At 55.7% G+C, this 18340-nt stretch carries 19 protein-coding genes; 12 read left to right on the top strand and 7 right to left on the bottom strand.

The window, feature by feature from the left end; translation table 11 throughout:
* The first annotated feature begins 5 nt into the window (after positions 1 to 5).
* A complete protein-coding gene (locus ACUY4S_RS05700) occupies positions 6 to 569 on the top strand; it encodes a sigma-70 family RNA polymerase sigma factor (protein WP_312692150.1) in 564 nt (187 codons plus the stop codon).
* Positions 556 to 1194 carry a DUF1109 domain-containing protein gene (locus ACUY4S_RS05695; RefSeq protein ID WP_458023218.1) on the top strand — a complete coding sequence of 213 codons (639 nt, stop codon included), beginning with the start codon at positions 556 to 558 and terminating at the stop codon, positions 1192 to 1194. Before ACUY4S_RS05700 ends, ACUY4S_RS05695 begins: the two co-directional genes overlap by 14 nt.
* Here the strand turns inward: ACUY4S_RS05695 and ACUY4S_RS05690 are convergent.
* The 6 genes from ACUY4S_RS05690 to ACUY4S_RS05665 all read right to left on the bottom strand — a co-directional run bounded on the left by ACUY4S_RS05690 (position 1191) and on the right by ACUY4S_RS05665 (position 6662).
* Complete coding sequence (locus ACUY4S_RS05690; RefSeq protein ID WP_312692144.1) at positions 1191 to 2261, bottom strand: ABC transporter ATP-binding protein; 1071 nt, start codon at positions 2259 to 2261, stop codon at positions 1191 to 1193. The genes ACUY4S_RS05695 and ACUY4S_RS05690 overlap by 4 nt on opposite strands.
* The gene (locus tag ACUY4S_RS05685) at positions 2254 to 4023 is read right to left on the bottom strand and encodes an ABC transporter permease (RefSeq protein WP_312692142.1); all 1770 of its coding nucleotides are present in this window, start codon (positions 4021 to 4023) and stop codon (positions 2254 to 2256) included. The genes ACUY4S_RS05690 and ACUY4S_RS05685 overlap by 8 nt, the downstream gene beginning before the upstream one ends.
* 88 nt (positions 4024 to 4111) lie before the next feature.
* Complete coding sequence (locus ACUY4S_RS05680) at positions 4112 to 5200, bottom strand: ABC transporter substrate-binding protein (RefSeq protein WP_312692140.1); 1089 nt, start codon at positions 5198 to 5200, stop codon at positions 4112 to 4114.
* A gap of 246 nt (positions 5201 to 5446) precedes the next feature.
* Positions 5447 to 5815: a DUF3592 domain-containing protein gene (locus ACUY4S_RS05675; RefSeq protein WP_312692138.1), complete on the bottom strand. Its 369-nt coding sequence runs from the start codon at positions 5813 to 5815 to the stop codon at positions 5447 to 5449.
* A 37-nt stretch (positions 5816 to 5852) separates the two neighbouring features.
* A complete protein-coding gene (locus tag ACUY4S_RS05670) occupies positions 5853 to 6242 on the bottom strand; it encodes a DUF3592 domain-containing protein (RefSeq protein ID WP_312692135.1) in 390 nt (129 codons plus the stop codon).
* 30 nt (positions 6243 to 6272) lie between these two features.
* Positions 6273 to 6662, bottom strand: a complete 390-nt coding sequence (locus ACUY4S_RS05665; RefSeq protein ID WP_458023217.1) for a DUF3592 domain-containing protein — start codon at positions 6660 to 6662, stop codon at positions 6273 to 6275.
* A 144-nt stretch (positions 6663 to 6806) separates the two neighbouring features.
* On the opposite strand from ACUY4S_RS05665, the gene ACUY4S_RS05660 reads away from it, so the two are divergent.
* From ACUY4S_RS05660 to phnE (ACUY4S_RS05640), 5 genes are all read left to right on the top strand, one after another.
* Positions 6807 to 7256: a hypothetical protein gene (locus tag ACUY4S_RS05660; protein WP_312692129.1), complete on the top strand. Its 450-nt coding sequence runs from the start codon at positions 6807 to 6809 to the stop codon at positions 7254 to 7256.
* A 123-nt stretch (positions 7257 to 7379) separates the two neighbouring features.
* Positions 7380 to 8222, top strand: a complete 843-nt coding sequence (phnC, locus tag ACUY4S_RS05655) for a phosphonate ABC transporter ATP-binding protein (RefSeq protein WP_458023216.1) — start codon at positions 7380 to 7382, stop codon at positions 8220 to 8222.
* Positions 8223 to 8257: 35 nt separating this feature from the next.
* Positions 8258 to 9199 carry a phosphonate ABC transporter substrate-binding protein gene (phnD, locus tag ACUY4S_RS05650; RefSeq protein ID WP_312692123.1) on the top strand — a complete coding sequence of 314 codons (942 nt, stop codon included), beginning with the start codon at positions 8258 to 8260 and terminating at the stop codon, positions 9197 to 9199.
* Between the two features lie 81 nt (positions 9200 to 9280).
* Positions 9281 to 10153, top strand: coding sequence for a phosphonate ABC transporter, permease protein PhnE (gene phnE, locus ACUY4S_RS05645; protein WP_312692120.1), 873 nt, complete (start codon positions 9281 to 9283; stop codon positions 10151 to 10153).
* Positions 10150 to 11031: a phosphonate ABC transporter, permease protein PhnE gene (gene phnE / locus ACUY4S_RS05640; RefSeq protein ID WP_312692117.1), complete on the top strand. Its 882-nt coding sequence runs from the start codon at positions 10150 to 10152 to the stop codon at positions 11029 to 11031. The genes phnE (ACUY4S_RS05645) and phnE (ACUY4S_RS05640) overlap by 4 nt, the downstream gene beginning before the upstream one ends.
* On the opposite strand, the gene ACUY4S_RS05635 is transcribed toward phnE (ACUY4S_RS05640), so the two are convergent.
* Complete coding sequence (locus ACUY4S_RS05635) at positions 11018 to 11689, bottom strand: HAD family hydrolase (RefSeq protein WP_312692114.1); 672 nt, start codon at positions 11687 to 11689, stop codon at positions 11018 to 11020. The two genes, phnE (ACUY4S_RS05640) and ACUY4S_RS05635, sit on opposite strands and share 14 nt — an antisense overlap.
* Before the next feature lie 148 nt (positions 11690 to 11837).
* Here ACUY4S_RS05635 and cscK point away from each other — a divergent pair, with 148 nt between their 5' ends.
* From cscK to ACUY4S_RS05610, 5 genes are all read left to right on the top strand, one after another.
* Positions 11838 to 12764: a fructokinase gene (gene cscK, locus ACUY4S_RS05630; protein ID WP_458023215.1), complete on the top strand. Its 927-nt coding sequence runs from the start codon at positions 11838 to 11840 to the stop codon at positions 12762 to 12764.
* A gap of 164 nt (positions 12765 to 12928) precedes the next feature.
* Positions 12929 to 14446: a carbohydrate porin gene (locus ACUY4S_RS05625; protein ID WP_312692108.1), complete on the top strand. Its 1518-nt coding sequence runs from the start codon at positions 12929 to 12931 to the stop codon at positions 14444 to 14446.
* 77 nt (positions 14447 to 14523) lie between these two features.
* Positions 14524 to 15894 carry a sucrose-specific PTS transporter subunit IIBC gene (locus ACUY4S_RS05620; RefSeq protein WP_312692105.1) on the top strand — a complete coding sequence of 457 codons (1371 nt, stop codon included), beginning with the start codon at positions 14524 to 14526 and terminating at the stop codon, positions 15892 to 15894.
* Positions 15894 to 17303 (top strand): sucrose-6-phosphate hydrolase, encoded by a 1410-nt coding sequence (locus ACUY4S_RS05615; protein ID WP_458023214.1) that lies wholly within the window; start codon positions 15894 to 15896, stop codon positions 17301 to 17303. The genes ACUY4S_RS05620 and ACUY4S_RS05615 overlap by 1 nt, the downstream gene beginning before the upstream one ends.
* Before the next feature lie 29 nt (positions 17304 to 17332).
* Entirely contained in the window at positions 17333 to 18340 is a 1008-nt protein-coding gene (locus ACUY4S_RS05610) for a substrate-binding domain-containing protein (protein WP_458023213.1), read from the top strand.

Here is an 18340-nt window from a genome sequence, read left to right as displayed (position 1 = left end):
GGAATATGGAGAAAGCTCAGGCAGCGCGTGATGAATGGCCGCAACTGATGGCACTGGCGCAAGCGGGCGATCAGCAGGCCTACACCCGGCTGCTTAAAGCGCTGGTCCCGGTGATCCGCTCGCTGGCGCGTAAACAAATCGCCGATGAGGTGCTGGTGGAAGATGTCATTCAGGATGTACTGCTGACCGTGCACCGCATCCGCCATACCTATGATCCTACTGCGCCTTTTTTGCCGTGGCTGGTCGCTATTGCGCAGGCTCGCGCCGTCGATGCACTGCGTAAACGCGGGCGGCGCGAGCAGCGGGAGACGTCTGGTGAAAGCGACATTACCCAGGTGCCGCTGTATGTCACCTACCTTGAGCAACAGCACTCGCATGAGGAGCTTGCGGCACTGCTAAACCAGCTACCGGCACGCCAGCGGCAGGTGATTGAGCTTGTTCATTTGCGCGAGATGAGCCTGTCGGAAACCGCGAGCCGCAATAATCTGACGGTATCCGCCGTCAAGTCGTTGCTGCATCGCGCGTTAACGCATCTTCGTCGGTTGGGAGCCCATCATGGCCGATCATGACCTGTTAATCGAAAAACTGGGCCGCGCGATAACGCCCGTAACGCGGCCGTGGTTGCCACACTGGCGCGTGATAGCCTGGATCGCTACGGCACTTCCTTGTGGGATTGCCGCCAGCGTATGGCTTAATCGTGCCCATACCGACTGGTCGCAAGCGGGCGCAGTGTGGTCAATATTGCAATTACTGCTGACGTTTAGCGCCGGTACGCTGGCGGTACGGAATGCCTTTCTGCTGAGTATTGCCGGGCAGCGCCCGTTAAGCTGGAAATGGTTCGCGATGCTGGCCAGCCTCTGGCTAGTCAGCACGCTGCTGAACCTGCATCTGCATCATGCGCCACGGATTGCAGGCCACGAGGAGGAAACGAACTGTTACCTGTTTATGGTGGTCGTCAGTGCGCCGATGGTGGCGCTGGTGATTGGCTATTTGCGCCGCACCCGCACGTTATTCCCCGCACGCAGCCTCGGTGCAGCAGGCGCGGGCGTGGCCTGCATGGCGCTCACGCTTCTGTCATTATGCCACCCCACGCATATCAGCCTGGCAGATTTGCTGATGCATATTGCGGCCACAGCCACCATTGTGGCTGTGACCATCGTGCTGGGCTACAAGTGGGTGTCCCTGGCAGATTAGCGTTTCGGGAAGATCCATAACTGATCTTCTGGGAGCACAACCCGATAGTTTTGCGGGTTGCGTTGCTGTGTGCCGTAAACGCGGATCACAAAGTCATCGCCAGCGGTGCGGAACAAATATTCCCAGCGATCGCCAAGATACATGCTGGTCAGCATTGGCAGTTCCATCGAATTATCCTGCGGTGCGTCCACCAGCCGCAGGTTTTCGACACGGATCACTGCCGTTGCCTCCTGACCCACTGTCACGCCAGTTCCGGCCAGGCCCCACAATGACCACTTCGCCCCTTCAATGCGCGCCCTGCCATTCGAGACATCCGTCACTTTGCCGTGTAGCCGGTTGTTGCTACCCATAAACTCGGCGGTAAACAGCGTCGACGGCGAACCGTACATCTCCTGCGGTGTACCCTGCTGTTCAATCACACCGTTGTTCAACAGCAGGATGCGATCCGAAATCGCCATCGCTTCGTTCTGATCGTGCGTCACCATCAGCGCCGACAGCCCCAGCCGGATGATCAGTTCACGTAAAAAGACGCGCGCTTCTTCACGTAATTTGGCGTCGAGGTTAGAGAGCGGTTCGTCGAGCAGGATCACCGGCGGGTTATAGACCAGCGCGCGACCAATGGCGACACGCTGCTGCTGCCCACCGGAAAGCTGATGCGGGTGACGCTTGCCCAGATGCCCCAGCCCTAACTGGTCGAGCACCGTTTGCGTCCGTTGGGTAATTTCAGCCGACGGCACTTTTCGCAGCTTCAGCGGATAGGCCACATTCTCAAAAACCGTTTTGTGCGGCCACAAGGCGTAAGACTGAAATACCAGCCCAAGGTTGCGCTCTTCTGCCGGGATCTCACTGCGCGGCGTGCCGTCGTAAACAATGTTACTGCCGATGGTAATCCGCCCCTGGCCTGGCTTTTCCAGCCCGGCCACCGCGCGTAATAACGTGGTTTTGCCGCTGCCGGAAGGGCCAAGGAGCGACACCACCTCACCGCGCTTTAACTCCATTGATACCCCTTTCAGCACCGGGTTATCACCGTAGGTCAGATGCAGATCCTCTACCGATAGCTCAATCATGTAATTTCACTCCAAAGCGCAGGGCCACACCAAGACCAATGACCACCAGAAGAATATTGATAAATGACAGCGCGGCGACAATATCAATTGCCCCCGCCGCCCACAGCGACACCAGCATCGAGCCGATGGTTTCCGTGCCAGGCGACAGCAGATACACCCCGGTGGAGTATTCGCGCTCAAAAATCAGGAACATCAACAGCCAGGAGCCAATCAGGCCATAACGCGACAGCGGCACCGTAACATGGCGGGTGACCTGGCCGCTGGTTGCCCCGGTGCTGCGCGCCGCCTCTTCCAGTTCCGGCCCCACCTGCAATAAGGTCGACGAGATCAGCCGCAGGCCGTAGGCCATCCACACCACGGTGTAGGCCAGCCACACGCTAAAGATGGTGTTACGCAGTGAACGCAGCCAGACAATCAGGTTTTCCCGCAGCCACTCCGCCACCGGTAATGACGACAGCCAGCCGTTCTTCAGCGACTGATCGAGCCACATCGGCAGAAACAGGAACACCCACAAAAATGCCAGCCCGGCCAGCAACCCAGGTACTGCGCGCGGTACCAGCACGCTGTAATCCAGGAAGCGCGTGACATGATCCTGTTTACGGTGCATGGCAATGCCAACAAACAGATAGCAAACGACCGCCAGCGCACCGCCAAACACACCAATCGCCATTGAGTTAACAATCGCGCGCAGTAAATTGGGCTGCTGCCAGATATTGCGGAACGTATCCAGCGAAACTTCGTCCCACAACGAAACGCCTACTCCCCAGTTCGAAATAAACGCCCGCAGTACCACGCCAATCAGCGGCACGCCAATAGTGACCGTCAGCCAGGCCACCACCACTGCACCGGCGACCCAGCGCCATTTCCCCAGCGGCAATGCCCGCGCCTGCGAAGCTTTGCCTTTCATGGTGACAAAGCGGTTAGCAGTACGCATCAGGCGGCGTTGCAGCATGACCAGCGGAATGGTGATGCAGATGAGCACCACAGCAACCGCTGCCATCAGGTGATAGGACGGGGTGCCGAGTTTATTGGTCAGCTTGTAGAGATAAGTCGCCAGCACCATGTTGCCTTCGGGATCGCCGAGCACCAGCATCAGGCCAAACACTTCAAGCCCGAGGAAAAACAACAGCACGCAGGCGTACAAAATCGACGGGCGTACCATCGGCAGGCTCACGGCTGTCATCACCTGCAGCGGCGAAGCGCCAACCGTTCGGGCGGCTTCTTCCACATCCGAACTGACGCTTCGCAGCGCCGACGAGATATAGAGATACGCATGGGGCACGTGGGTCAGCCCGGCAATCACCACAATGCTGAACATTGAGTAAATGTTCCAGGGCACAAAACCGATAAGCTCCTCCGCCCAGCGCGAAAAGAAGCCCACCGGTCCGGCAGCCACCACATAACCAAACCCCAGCACCATTGGCGAAACGAAGATCGGCACGAGGATCAGCGGCTCAATAAAGCGACGCCCGGGTAAATCGGTGCGCACCATTAAAAATGCAAGGATGCCGCCGAGCGGAATGGCAATAAACACCAGGCCAAATGCCAGAATAAACCCGGACTTCAGGGCGAGGAAAAAATCAGGATCGGTAAAAATAAAGGCGAAGGATTCGAGACTCAGCTCTTTTGAGCGGGCAAAAAACGGCGCGGAGAGAAAACTCTGCACCACAATAAATAACAGCGGAATATAAATAACCAACGCGGTGATCAGCACGATCACGCCACGCGGCACCCCCTGCCACTTTCTGCGCAATGTATTCATTGGTCATCCCTTTGGTCAGGTCTTTCCGGCAAACCAGTCAGGCGATGAAAAGGGGGCGCGCTAACGGAACGCGCCACCCGTACGGCCATTATTTGGCGGCAGCCGCACGCCATTGTTTAATAAATTCCAGACGCTTTTTCGGTTCCAGATACTCCAGCAGCGACTCATCCACATGGATAGGCTTCAGCGCATCGCCGAGCATTTTGGTCATGCCATCAATATCGTTCTTGCCTTCTATGTCGTTACGCAGAGAGGGAATGTCAGCCTGGTTTGCCAGAATGCTTTGCCCTTTTTCGGAGAGCACATAATCAAACCACAGTTTGGCAGCATTGCTGTGTTCCGCTTCGGCGCTGATAAACGACACGCGGGAAAGCACCAGGATGTAATCTTTCGGGTAGGCAATACCCAGTGAATTATCCCCTTTCGCCCGCGCTTCAGCGTAAGAGCCGAGGATGTTATAGCCGATCAGGTTTTCGCCGGAGGAGACGCGCTCCATCATGGTACCGGTAGAAGACTGCACCGTGAGTCCGCCCTTCGCCACGTCCGCCAGGCGGGTAAAGTACTCTTTATCGAATTTACGATCTTCCACCGCCAGCATGAAACCCAGCCCGGATTTTTCAATATCGTACGTCGTGACTTTGTTTTTAAACTTGTCGGCCTGACCAGCGATTAATTTTGCCAGCGCGGCGTGCGAGTCCGGGACATCGCCCTGTGGGATCAAGCGTTTATTGTAAATAAACACCACCGGTTCATAGGTGGTGCCATAGGCTTTATTCTGCCACACCGCCCATTTGGGTAATTTGCCCACTTCCGGAGAGGCATATTCATCGGCGTAATCCGTCGCCAGTTTTAATGCGGTGTCCATCGACGAGCTCCACACCACATCGCCGCTGCCGCCGCCAGAAGCCTGCTCGCTCAAATAACGGTTGTAGAGTTCGGTACTGTTCATGTCGTTATATTCAACTTTAATGCCCGGATATTGCGCCTCAAAGCCCTTGATCAGCGGCCCTGCGGCTTTGGTATCCGTGGTGGAATAAATAACGACCTTGCCCTCTTTGGTACCGGCATCAATAATTTTTTGGTAATCCGCCGGGTAGCCCTGCGGTACCGCAGCCAGCGCAGTGCCGGAAAAAAGCAGAGCCAGCGCAGCGACCAGAACATCTGTTTTCTTATCCATGAACAATCCCTCGGTATCATTTTTTAAACACAAATTTAACATATAGTCTGTGATCCGCCTGATGCAACGCAGTGGCTTGTTTTTTCCCACTTTTGTGACGCTGGCGTAATTAAAATTCAGGCTGTTGCAGTGCGAGGACATAAAGCGCCTTAACGCGCCGGATGACGGGGAAAAACAGCGTGAATCGCACGCCAGGAGAGTGCGAAAGTCGTGACAGGCGCGGTTACGGCGAAGGGTACGGCGGGGTTAATCCCCTAAAATTAACGGACGGTCATATAAGATAATGTGCTGCGGGTTTTGCGGATCGTACTTCACGGTCGTGCCGTTGCCCTCGGCAAACCGCACAATTTCACTGCTGGTCAGATGCTCAAACACGCTCGCCTGCACCACCAGCCCTTCTCGGGTTCTGAAACGCAATACCAGTTCACAGTAGACAGTGCGCCTGTCCATCCAGTTGGTGCGCTTAAGGGCAATAATATCGGCATTCGCGCCAATGCCATGTTTGTGCACATGCGCGTCAATACACAGCTGGCGGATCCAACGCGCTAACTTGTAAAGCCCAAACAGCAGCACTGCGGCGAGCCCAATCATGAAAATGACCTGAATAATGTCCATATCTCTGTTCTCGTTTTCTACCGTTATACGATAACGATTATTCGCCCAAAATCAGCGGTCGATCGTGGCGATATAACGCAATGCGTTTTGGATCAGCAGGATCGTATTTCAGTGCTGCAACATGACCCGGGGTGTACCGTATAAAACTGTCCCTGTCCAGCGCCCGTTCCAGGCTCGACTGTACCTCGACGCCTTCGCGGGTAATAAATTTAAAGGTCAGGCGATACACCGGATCTTCACCGTCAATCATCCCGGTCTTGCTGCGGTGAATGATTTCCGCATTCACGCCAATACCGCTTTTAAGCACGGCGGATTCCATTCTGAATTGCCGAAAACCCGGCATAATCATCGAAATCGCCTGGCGAAGCACAAACGCGATCAACAGGCCAAAGAAGAGTAAGAACAGAACTATCCAGCCCAATTCCATGCGCCCTCCATGAAAGATATCGTTCGGGGATTAATCGCCCAGGATCAGGGGCCTGTCATTATCATATAAAGCAATGCGCTTTGGGTTTTTCGGATCATACTTTAACGCCACCCCATTGCCTGGCGCATAACGCGTAAACCCCTCCATATCCAGCGCCCTGTCTATGCTTGATTGTACTTCGACACCTTCGCGAGTCTTGAATTTTACCGTGAGCCGGTACACTGGCATATCTGCGTCTATCAACGCTGTTTTGCTTCGGTGGATAATATCCGCATTGACGCCGATACCGATCTTCATTACCTGAGCTTCAACAAACATCTGTTTGATGTAGCGCCCAAAGGAAGCATAAAAGCCCTTCATGATGAGGATAACCACCACAGCAAAAAAAAGATAAAGAATATACCTCCAGTCAAATTTCATCTTATTATCTCCAAACTCGTACACGCTTTAAAAACAACGGCGGGGCGTCGTTAATAGTCATAAAAAGGTACAGCATACTCGCTTTATCGGAGCTCCTGATGAGAATATTCTGAAGCTCGTCGCTTATCGGAAATGGAATAAAGAATGCGTAAAGCCAATAACGTCTCACTTGTTACTACGCGCGATGCTACTGACTTCCGGCAAGCCCAATCGGCAGTATTGATCGCCGAGGAGGTCACAAACATTACCGTTCCCGGTCTGTTGCTCGAAGCGGCAATCCAGGTTGATGACACACGCTATCTGCTGTGTCTGACCGATGACGTTATATATGAAGAGTCTCTGACCATTGCGCTCATTGATATCCGCCACGGCGTGCTGGAAATAGTGCATATTGGTCAGATGTGGGCGACGGGCTTTTTCGAGAATTTGATTGTCGACGCTGCGCATATCCGCTTTCGTTTTCTTGGCGAGGGCGAATGGGTGGTGAAAATAGCCTCTACGCCGCGACTGCGGTTGCCTTTCTTTTCCGATCCGCCGGGAGTAACGCGTTCACCCGGCTTACGAAAATATCTTTCTATCGAATACAGAAAATAACCCCGACGTGCCTGCCTGCGTTACGACACCGTGACGTTCATTATTTGTTCGTCTTTTCGTCATAAAACGATCATCCCCTGTCCCCTTAATGGTCGCCAGTTTACTGAAAAAACCGGAAGACCTATGAACAGCGCATTGGCAGAAATCTCTGAAGACCACTTTTCGTCTGTGCAAACCTTCAACACGGTGCCGAAACAAAAAGTGCTGAGCGTGCAAAACCTGCGTAAAGCCTATAACGTGCACCAGACGGTGCTGCACGACATCAGTTTTGATTTGCACCGCGGTGAAATGGTCGGCGTGATTGGCCGCTCCGGCGCGGGCAAGTCCACCCTGCTGCACGTACTGAACGGCACCCACAGCGCCACGTCTGGCGAGATCCTCAGCTTCCCGGAAGTGGGGACGCCCCGTGATGTCGCACACCTGAAAGGCCGCGCACTTAACCAGTGGCGCAGCCAGTGCGGCATGATTTTTCAGGACTTCTGCCTGGTGCCGCGTCTCGATGTGTTGACCAATGTCCTGCTGGGTCGCCTGAGCCAGACCTCGACGCTGAAGTCCCTGTTTAAAGTGTTCACCGATGAAGACCGCGCCAAAGCCATTGCATTGCTTGAGTGGCTGAACATGCTGCCGCATGCCTTGCAGCGTGCGGAAACCCTCTCCGGTGGCCAAATGCAGCGCGTGGCGATTTGCCGGGCGCTGATCCAGAACCCCTCAATTTTACTGGCCGACGAGCCGGTCGCTTCGCTGGATCCCAAAAACACCTCGCGCATTATGGGCGTACTGCGGGAAGTGAGCGAACAAGGCATTAGCGTGATGGTGAACCTGCACTCCGTCGAGCTGGTAAAAGAGTACTGCACCCGCGTAATCGGCGTGGCGCAGGGGCGGATTGTCTTTGACGATCACCCTTCCCGGCTGACGCAAGACGTGTTGCAGGTTCTTTATGGCGATGAAATAAGCCAGTTGCATTAATTCTTCCTTACAATGAGACAACACAGGCAATGACAATGAAAAAGCATATTTCTGGTGCATTACGTTTCTCTGCATTGATGACAGGTTTACTGCTGGCGTGGCAGGCACCGGCGGCTGAGCAGCCGAAAGAGTTGAATCTGGGGATCCTGGGTGGGCAGAATGCGACCCAACAGATTGGCGATAACCAGTGTGTGAAAACGTTTCTCGATAAAGAACTGAGCGTGGATACCAAACTGCGCAACTCGTCTGACTACTCTGGCGTTATCCAGGGGCTGCTGGGGGGCAAAGTCGACGTGGTGCTGAGCATGTCGCCCTCGTCTTATGCTTCTGTTTATATCAACAATCCGAAAGCCGTTGATATCGTCGGTATCGCGGTCGATGACAAAGATAAATCCCGTGGTTACCACTCGGTGGTGATCGTCAAAGCCGACAGCCCCTACAAAAAACTGGAAGATCTGAAAGGCAAAGCATTTGGCTTCGCCGACCCGGACTCCACTTCCGGTTATCTGATCCCGAACTACGCGTTTAAACAGAAGTTCGGCGGCAACCCTGACAATAAATACAATAACTTCTTCTCCAGCGTTACCTTCTCCGGAGGCCATGAGCAGGACATTCTGGGTGTGCTGAACGGCCAGTTCGAAGGGGCGGTGACCTGGACGTCGATGGTCGGTGATTACGATAGCGGCTACAGCGTTGGGGCATTTAACCGCTTGATCCGTATGGATCACCCGAACCTGATGAAAGAGATCCGTATTATCTGGGAATCGCCGCTGATCCCGAACGGCCCGATCCTGGTGAGCAACAGCCTGCCGGCAGATTTTAAAGCCAAAGTCGTTACCGCCATTAAGAAACTGGATACTGAAAACCACGCCTGTTTTGTAAAAGCAATGGGCGGCACCCAGCATATCGGCCCCGGCAGTGTTGACGACTATAAGCAGATTATTGAGATGAAACGCGAGCTGGTTACCGCCCGCTAATTCACGGTTTCTCTCTTTCGCCAGCCCCTGCGTAAAAAACAGGGGCTTTTATTCGATTGTCAGCAGGATCGACCGCAACGCATGAACATGTCGAATATGCAGTTTGAGCACTACTACCAGCAGGTCAGAATGCGCCAGAAGCGCGATACCGTGACCTGGTCTTTGCTGCTGCTGGCGCTCTATTACGCCGCCGGCCAGGCAGCGGAGTTTAACCTCGCCACCATCTGGCACTCGCTACCCAACTTTATGGATTACATGCTGGAAACCGTGCCGACGCTGCACTGGCCGGTGCTGTTTGCCGACAGCCACACCAAAGGGTCGCTGGCTTACTGGGGATACCGTCTGCCGATCCAGTTGCCGCTTATCTGGGAAACGCTGCAACTGGCGCTGGCCGCCACGTTACTCTCCTTCGTCGTGGCTGGGGTGCTGGCGTTTCTGGCGGCGGGTAATACCTGGTCGCCCCCTGCCGTGCGTTTTGCTATTCGCGCACTGGTGGCGTTTTTACGCACCATGCCAGAACTGGCGTGGGCGGTTATTTTTGTGATGGCGTTTGGCATTGGGGCGATACCCGGTTTCCTGGCGCTGGCGCTGCACACGGTCGGTAGCCTGACCAAGCTGTTTTACGAAGCGGTCGAGAGTACGCAGGATAAACCGGTACGCGGGCTGGCCGCCTGCGGGGCTACGCACCTGCAACGTATCCGCTTTGCCCTGTGGCCGCAGGTGAAACCCATTTTCCTCTCTTACGGTTTTATGCGACTGGAAATTAACTTCCGCTCCTCTACCATTCTGGGGCTGGTTGGCGCGGGCGGTATCGGCCAGGAACTGATGACCAATATCAAGCTCGACCGTTATGACCAGGTCAGCATCACACTGCTGTTGATCATTATTGTGGTGTCGGTACTGGATACGCTCTCTGGCCGTTTGCGTCAGTGGGTACTGGAGGGCAAAAAATGACAAGCTGGCAAACCGTACCGAACGTGGCGCTGAGCCGTAAATTGAATAAAAACCTGTTCCAGGCCCAGGGGCGTTACCTGCGCCGTCTCGCGCTGATCGCACTGGCGGTCGCGCTTTATTATCTTTGGTTCTTTATGCAGTTTGGCATTCCAGTTGATCAGGCACTCAACGGCATGCAGCAGATTGGGCGCTACATTTTGCGCATGTTCGTCTGGCATGATTTCCTCAACTGGCCCTTTGCCTACTACTTCACGCAAATTGGCATTACGCTGGCGATTGTCTTCGCCGGAACCTTAACCGCCACGGTGTTTGCCCTGCTGCTGTCGTTCCTCGCCGCACGCAACATTATGAAAGGCGGCGTGCTGGCGACGGTGGCATTTTTCATGCGCCGTTTGTTCGACATCCTGCGCGGAGTTGATATGGCGATTTGGGGGCTGATTTTCGTGCGGGCTGTCGGGCTGGGGCCGCTCGCCGGGGTGCTGGCGATCATTATGCAGGACACCGGATTACTGGGTCGCCTGTATGCGGAAAGCCACGAAGCAGTGGATCGCGCCCCCGGGCGTGGGTTGACGGCAGTCGGCGCGGGCGGTTTACAGAAGCACCGGTTCAGTACGTTTACCCAATCTTTTCCGACTTTTCTCGCGCTGAGTCTGTATCAGATTGAGTCCAACACCCGTTCGGCTGCGGTACTGGGGTTTGTTGGCGCGGGGGGGATCGGGCTGATTTATGCCGAAAACATGCGCTTATGGAACTGGGATGTGGTGATGTTTATCACCGTGATCCTCGTGGCGGTAGTCATGCTGATGGATGCCGCGTCAGCCTGGCTGCGCCGACGCTACATTACCGGTAAATCAATCGCGTTATTTAAACCGGAGTAAGCTGCCAGTTGAGCACCGGCCAGTGGCGCTGCGCGCCCTGCGCTGCCAGCTTCTGGCATGGATTCACCAGGTAAACGTGATCGGCACGCTCACACAACGGCAGGTCGTTGATTGAATCCGTATAAAACGTCAGCGGCCCGCCATATTGTGGATGACGTGCGAGAAAGTCCTCGAGACAGGCGATTTTGCCTTGCTGGTAGCTCGGTGTCCCGTCAATCACGCCGGTGTAACGCCCGTTATCGGTTTTCACTTCCACGCCAATGGCGTGCTCAATCCCCAGCACCGGAGCGATAGCTTTCACCAGTAAACCCACCGATGCCGAGATAATCAGCATCGGCTGCTGCTGCGCCCGTAACCGCTCAATCAGCGCCCGTGCCTGAGGGTAAATGCGCGGAGCTATCTCTTTTTCAATGCACAGCGCAACCATACGATCCACCAGCGCGACGGGAATATCGGCCAGCGGCGACAGCGTTAATGCCACATACTCATGCAGATCCATTTCGCCGCGAGCGTAATCCTGCATCATCCGCTCTTCATGCAGCAGATAGTCCGGGTTAATAACAAAGCCTTCCTGCACCAGGTAGCGACTCCAGAGTGTGCTGCTGTCGCCGTGAATCAAGGTGTTATCGAGATCGAAAACATAAAGCGGTTGCGACATATGCCCCTCCATCTGGTTGATAAACAGACGTTCAGCATGCATAAAAAAGATGACAACTTAAAGATGTTACGCAGAAAGCAGAGAACGACATTGATTTGCTAAACCGTTTTAGTTAATTTTTAGCAATACTTTTTATCGGGAGAATAGCATGTCAGCTCGAGTCTGGTGTCTGGGAGACGCCGTGGTGGATTTACTGCCGGAAGGGGCAGGACGCCTGATGCAGTGCCCTGGTGGCGCACCGGCGAATGTCGCCGTCGGCGTGGCGCGTTTACAGGGAAACAGTGGGTTTATTGGCCGCGTCGGGGATGATCCCTTCGGTCGCTTTATGCAACACACGCTGGCCAGCGAACAGGTAAACACCGACTTTATGGTCACCGATCCGGCGCAGCGCACCTCGACAGTGGTGGTTGCACTGGACGATGAAGGCGAGCGATCTTTTACGTTTATGGTGCGCCCCAGCGCCGATCTGTTCCTTGAGACACAGGATTTACCCACCTTTCATGCCGGGGAGTGGCTGCACTGCTGCTCAATTGCACTGGCGGCAGAACCGTCGCGCAGCACGACCTTCAGCGCCATGGAGCGCATCCGCAAAGCGGGTGGCTTTGTCAGTTTCGACCCCAATATCCGCCACGACCTGTGGTCAGACCCGGCCCTGCTTCGCCAGTGCCTGACGCGCGCTTTCGCGCTGGCCGATGTGGTGAAACTTTCCGAAGAGGAGCTGCTCTTTTTCAGCGGCTCCACGCACATCGAACACGGCATGCAGACACTGGCCGAACAGTATGCTATCCCGCTCGTGCTGGTGACGCAGGGTAAAGATGGCGTACTGGCCTGGCACAACGGCAAACCGTACCACTACCCAACGGTACCGGTAGTCAGTGTCGATACTACTGGCGCGGGCGATGCCTTTGTCGCGGGTTTGCTGTGGGGGCTGGCGGCGCATGGCCTGCCGGATAGCGAAACGACGCTGACGCAGCGGCTGGAGACGGCTCAAACCTGCGGCGCACTGGCCACCACCGCAAAAGGAGCGATGACAGCCCTGCCTTACCCTCATCAGCTTACTGAGCAATTGGCCTGAATTTACCGGGCGTATCGCTTCGTTTTGCGAGCCGTCTCACATTCACTAAACCGGTTTAGCAAATTTGATTGCCTCGGTAATTTCACCGTGATTATGATTTGCAACCTAAACCGGTTTAGCAAAATAACTCTGTGATGATGGCTCTTCCTTAGGGATGCAAAACGATGAAAAAAAGCACGCTCGCAATAACCCTTGGTTTGATTTTAAGTTCTGGCTCTGCCTGGGCCGCCGATCCCAGCACGAGCAGTATTGAAGCGCGCCTGGCGGCGCTGGAACAGCGCTTGCAGGCAGCAGAGCAGCGCGCGAGTGCCGCTGAAACCCGCGCACAGGCTGCAGAAAAACAGGCGCAGCAACTGGCTGCCGCACAGCAAAAAACGCAAACCACCACCACACAAGTGGAGCAGCGCACTGCGAAACTGGAGCAGAAATCCAGTGACGAAGGCGGCTTTGAATTTCACGGCTATGCACGTTCAGGCCTGCTGATGAACAACTCCGCCGCCAAAACCCAGGGCGGTCCAACGGTCACGCCCGCAGGAGAAACCGGCGGTCACGTAGGTCGTCTCGGTAACGAGCCGGATACCTATGTGGAGATGAACCTCGAACATAAACAGACGCTGGCCAACGGAGCGACTACCCGCTTTAAGGTGATGCTCGCCGACGGCCAGAAAACCTACAACGACTGGACGGCCTCCTCCAGCGATCTCAACCTGCGCCAGGCTTTCACCGAAATCGGCCACCTGCCCAGCTTTAGCGGTGCGTTTAAAGACTCCACCGTCTGGGCAGGTAAACGCTTCGACAGGGATAACTTCGACATCCACTGGATTGACTCCGATGTCGTCTTCCTCGCCGGGACAGGGGCGGGTGTTTATGACATGAAGTGGAGCGATAATGCCCGCAGTAACATCTCGGTGTATGGCCGCACATTTGGCGATATTGAGAACAGCGAAAACACCGCGCAAAACTATATTCTGTCGTTGAACAACTTCTACGGCCCGGTACAGTTGATGGTCAGCGGTATGCGTGCCAAAGATAACGACGATCGTCTGGATTTGGACGGCAACAAAGTGAAAGGAGATGCGGCCAACACCGGTGTACATGCCCTGCTCGGCTTGCATAACGACAGCTTCTACGGCCTGCGCGAGGGGTCAGCGAAGACCGCGCTGCTTTACGGTCACGGCCTGGGCGCAGAGGTGAAATCTATCGGTTCCGATGGCGCGTTGCTGTCGGATGCCAACACCTGGCGCCTGGCGAGCTACGGCATTACCCCGCTGGGCGGTGGCTGGCATATTGCGCCGGCACTGCTGGCGCAGAGCAGTAAAGATCGCTACGTCAAAGGCGACAGCTACCAGTGGGCGACCGCTAACCTGCGCCTGATTCAGGGCATTACTGAAAACTTCGAAATGCAGTACGAAGGCAGCTATCAGTACATGGATCTGCGCCCGGAAGGCTATAACAGCCGTAACGCCGTGAGCGGCAGCTTCTACAAACTCACCGTCGCCCCGACGCTGAAAGCCAGCGATGTGGGTGAATTCCTGAAACGTCCGGAAATTCGCCTCTTCGCCACCTGGATGGACTGGGATCACCGTCTGGATAAGTATGCCAGCGATGATGCCTTTGGCAGCAACGGCTTCAAAGCCGGCGGCGAATGGAACTTCGGCGTACAAATGGAAACCTGGTTCTGATGAGGCTGGCTCCTGCGGGGTGCAGGAGCCGTCTCTCGCCTGGTTGACACCACAAAAACGATAAAACAGAGGTTTTTATGGATTTTGCACAAATTTCCCGGTCGCTACTGCCGTTACTGGGTGGCAAGGAGAATATCGCCAGCGCCGCGCACTGCGCCACGCGTCTGCGCCTGGTGCTGGTCGAGGATGCAAAAGCGGACACCGCCGCCATCGGCAAAGTGGACGGCGTAAAAGGCTGTTTTCGTAACGCCGGACAGTTGCAGATTATCTTTGGTACCGGCGTCGTCAACAAAGTCTACGCGGCGTTTATTGCCGAAGCGGGGATCAGCGAAACCAGTAAGTCAGAAGCCGCCGATATCGCCGCACGTAAGCTGAACCCGTTCCAGCGTATCGCCCGTTTGTTGTCGAATATTTTCGTACCGATTATTCCGGCGATTGTCGCTTCTGGTCTGTTAATGGGCCTGCTGGGTATGGTGAAAACCTACGGTTGGGTCAACCCGGATAACGCACTCTATATCATGCTCGACATGTTCAGTTCGGCGGCGTTTATCATTCTGCCGATCCTGATTGGTTTTACCGCTGCCCGTGAGTTCGGCGGTAACCCGTACCTCGGCGCAACGCTGGGCGGCATTCTGACTCACCCGGCGCTGACCAACGCCTGGGGGGTGGCGGCTGGTTTCCACACCATGAATTTCTTCGGCATTGAAGTGGCGATGATTGGCTACCAGGGCACCGTTTTTCCGGTCCTGCTGGCAGTGTGGTTTATGAGCGTGCTGGAGAAGCAACTGCGTCGTGTGATCCCGGATGCGCTGGATCTGATCCTGACGCCATTCCTGACGGTGATCATCTCCGGTTTCATCGCCATGCTGATTATCGGCCCCGCCGGACGTGCGCTGGGCGACGGCATCTCCTTTGTGCTCAGCACGCTGATCGCCCATGCCGGCTGGCTGGCCGGGTTGCTGTTTGGCGGGCTCTATTCAGTGATTGTCATCACCGGCGTGCATCACAGCTTCCACGCTATTGAAGCCGGGCTATTGGGTAATCCCTCAATCGGCGTAAACTTCCTGTTACCGATCTGGGCGATGGCGAACGTTGCTCAGGGCGGCGCCTGCCTGGCCGTGTGGTTTAAAACCAAAGATGCGAAAATCAAAGCGATCACCCTGCCGTCGGCGTTCTCTGCCCTGCTCGGCATTACCGAAGCTGCGATTTTCGGTATCAACCTGCGCTTTGTTAAACCGTTTATTGCTGCGCTGGTGGGCGGAGCCGTGGGCGGGGCCTGGGTGGTGTCTGTGCATGTTTATATGACTGCTGTCGGCCTGACCGGCATTCCGGGCATGGCGATTGTGCAGGCCAGCTCGCTGCTTAATTATGCCATCGGCATGGTTATCGCATTTAGCGTCGCCTTTGTGCTCTCATACCTGCTGAAATACAAAACGGACTCTGAATAATGGCTGAAAAAAACCTGCTCCCTGCCATGTTACAGGCAGTGATGAAAGGCCAGCCCAGGGCGCTAAAAGACAGCCATTACCCCGGCTGGCACCTTGCGCCCACCACAGGGCTGCTCAACGATCCGAACGGTTTCATTCACTTTGGCGGGCGTTACCACCTTTTTTACCAGTGGAATGCGCTGGGCTGCCAGCACCTGCACAAAGGCTGGGCGCACTGGAGTTCGGACGATCTGCTGCACTGGCAGCATGAACCGGTGGCGCTGTTGCCGGATCAAGAGTATGACCGCAGCGGCTGCTACTCGGGCAGCGCGGTGGATAATAACGGTGTGCTGACACTCTGCTACACCGGCAATGTGAAGTTTGATGACGGTACGCGTACCGCCTGGCAATGTCTGGCGGTGCAAAACAGCGAAGGCGGCTTCGATAAGCTTGGCCCGGCGCTCCCCTTACCGCATGGCTATACCGGGCATGTGCGCGATCCCAAAGTCTGGCGGCATGGCGAGTACTGGTACATGGTGCTGGGGGCGCAGGATCTGCAATTGCAAGGTAAGGTGCTGCTGCTGCGTTCCGAAAATTTATGGAACTGGCAGAACCTGGGCGAAGTCGCCGGAAGCGGACTCGGCGGTCTGGATGCAGCGGGTTATATGTGGGAATGCCCGGACATGTTCACCCTCGACGACCACACATTTCTTATCTGCTGCCCGCAGGGGCTGGCACGGGAAGAGAAGCGCTGGCTGAATACCTATCCGAGCGCCTACCTGAGCGGCCAACTGGATTACGCCAACGCGCGCTACCTGCACGGCGGGTTTAGCGAGCTGGACAGAGGGTTTGAGTTTTATGCCCCGCAAACCACCCTGACCGCAGACGGGCGTCGCCTGCTGGTGGGCTGGATGGGGGTACCGGATGGCGAAGAGATGCTGCAACCTACCGTCGCCAATGGCTGGATCCACCAAATGACCTGCCTGCGCGAACTCACCTCTCGCGATGGCAAACTTTTGCAACAGCCGATTGTTGAGTTGCAGGCGCTGCGCGGTGAAGAGCAGAGCTGGCAGGGCACGGCCGATCGCCTGCCCGCGCTGGATGCACAACGTCTTGAACTGGTGCTGGAGTGCGACGCCGGGGTGACGCTGGATTTTGCCGGTACGCTGATCCTGCAGTGGCACCAGGACGAACTGCGTCTTGCGCGTCGTAGCCTCGAAACGGGCGAGTGGTTGTACCGCTACTGGTGCGGTAATACCCGGAAATTGCAGATTCTGTGCGATCACTCCAGCGTTGAGATCTTTATTAACGATGGCGAAGGTGTGATGAGCAGCCGCTACTTCCCTGAGCATCCGGCGAAATTAACCCTGTCAGGCGACGCAGAAGTACGGGCACGCTACTGGTCGTTACGTTCTTGCATGGTAGAATAAGTGCTTGTTTCATTAACCGATGCAAAACCGTGAGAAAAACAAAACGCGTTACCATCAGTGATATCGCCGCGCTGGCAGGGGTGTCAAAAGCCACTGCCAGCCTGGTGCTTAACGGCCGGGGTAAAGAGTTGCGGGTGGCGCAGGAGACACGCGAGCGTGTCCTGACGATTGCCCAGCAGCATCATTATCAGCCGAGTATTCACGCCCGCCTGTTGCGCGAAAACCGCAGCCATACGTTGGGGCTGGTGGTGCCGGAAATTACCAACTACGGTTTTGCCGTTTTTTCTCACGAGCTGGAAAACCTCTGCCGCGAAGCGGGCCTGCAACTGCTGATCTCCTGCACTGACGAAAACGCCAGTCAGGAAACCGTGGTGGTTAACAACCTGGTGGCGCGTCAGGTCGATGGCCTGATTGTCGCTTCCAGCATGCAAAGCGACAGCGACTACGTGAAGCTCAGTGAACAGCTGCCAGTGGTGTTGTTTGACCGCCATATCAATGAAACGCGCCTGCCGCTGGTGATCACCGACTCGCTCACCCCTACCGCCGGGCTGGTGGAACGCCTGGCACGGGCCAATCCTGACGAAATCTATTTTCTTGGCGGCCAGCCACGTTTGTCACCGACTAAAGATCGCCTCGCCGGGTTTATGCAAGGGCTGGAACGCGCCGGCGTCACGCCGCGCCCTGAATGGATTATTCACGGCAATTATCACCCCAGCAGCGGCTATGAGATGTTCGCCGCGCTGTGCGCCAGGTTAGGCCGCCCGCCGAAAGCGCTGTTTACCGCCGCCTGTGGTCTGCTGGAAGGGGTGCTGCGCTATATGAGCCAGCACCATCTGCTGGAGAGCGACATCCACATTGCCAGCTTTGACGATCACTACCTCTATGACTCACTGTCGCTGCCGATTGATACCGTGGAACAACATATCCCACGCCTGGCGCAGGACTGCTTCGACATCATCACGCAGATGATTGAGGGCAACGAGCCGACTCCGCCGCAGCGCATTTTGCCTGCAACGTTGCGCTGGCGGCACCCGTAA

Source organism: Kosakonia beeri, assembly GCF_054165705.1.
The sequence above is the reverse complement of the archived record's forward strand: the minus strand, read 5'-3'. Positions and strand labels throughout refer to the sequence as shown.

Coding starts and splice junctions, on each gene's coding strand:
- phnD (WP_312692123.1), top strand. CDS start 8,258: ATGAAAAAGCATATTTCTGGTGCATTACGTTTCTCTGCATTGATGACA.
- ACUY4S_RS05685 (WP_312692142.1), bottom strand. CDS start 4,023: ATGAATACATTGCGCAGAAAGTGGCAGGGGGTGCCGCGTGGCGTGATC.
- ACUY4S_RS05625 (WP_312692108.1), top strand. CDS start 12,929: ATGAAAAAAAGCACGCTCGCAATAACCCTTGGTTTGATTTTAAGTTCT.
- ACUY4S_RS05615 (WP_458023214.1), top strand. CDS start 15,894: ATGGCTGAAAAAAACCTGCTCCCTGCCATGTTACAGGCAGTGATGAAA.
- ACUY4S_RS05690 (WP_312692144.1), bottom strand. CDS start 2,261: ATGATTGAGCTATCGGTAGAGGATCTGCATCTGACCTACGGTGATAAC.
- ACUY4S_RS05620 (WP_312692105.1), top strand. CDS start 14,524: ATGGATTTTGCACAAATTTCCCGGTCGCTACTGCCGTTACTGGGTGGC.
- ACUY4S_RS05675 (WP_312692138.1), bottom strand. CDS start 5,815: ATGGACATTATTCAGGTCATTTTCATGATTGGGCTCGCCGCAGTGCTG.
- phnE (WP_312692120.1), top strand. CDS start 9,281: ATGAACATGTCGAATATGCAGTTTGAGCACTACTACCAGCAGGTCAGA.
- ACUY4S_RS05700 (WP_312692150.1), top strand. CDS start 6: ATGGAGAAAGCTCAGGCAGCGCGTGATGAATGGCCGCAACTGATGGCA.
- ACUY4S_RS05665 (WP_458023217.1), bottom strand. CDS start 6,662: ATGAAATTTGACTGGAGGTATATTCTTTATCTTTTTTTTGCTGTGGTG.
- ACUY4S_RS05680 (WP_312692140.1), bottom strand. CDS start 5,200: ATGGATAAGAAAACAGATGTTCTGGTCGCTGCGCTGGCTCTGCTTTTT.
- phnC (WP_458023216.1), top strand. CDS start 7,380: ATGAACAGCGCATTGGCAGAAATCTCTGAAGACCACTTTTCGTCTGTG.
- ACUY4S_RS05660 (WP_312692129.1), top strand. CDS start 6,807: ATGCGTAAAGCCAATAACGTCTCACTTGTTACTACGCGCGATGCTACT.
- ACUY4S_RS05670 (WP_312692135.1), bottom strand. CDS start 6,242: ATGGAATTGGGCTGGATAGTTCTGTTCTTACTCTTCTTTGGCCTGTTG.
- ACUY4S_RS05635 (WP_312692114.1), bottom strand. CDS start 11,689: ATGTCGCAACCGCTTTATGTTTTCGATCTCGATAACACCTTGATTCAC.
- phnE (WP_312692117.1), top strand. CDS start 10,150: ATGACAAGCTGGCAAACCGTACCGAACGTGGCGCTGAGCCGTAAATTG.
- ACUY4S_RS05695 (WP_458023218.1), top strand. CDS start 556: ATGGCCGATCATGACCTGTTAATCGAAAAACTGGGCCGCGCGATAACG.
- cscK (WP_458023215.1), top strand. CDS start 11,838: ATGTCAGCTCGAGTCTGGTGTCTGGGAGACGCCGTGGTGGATTTACTG.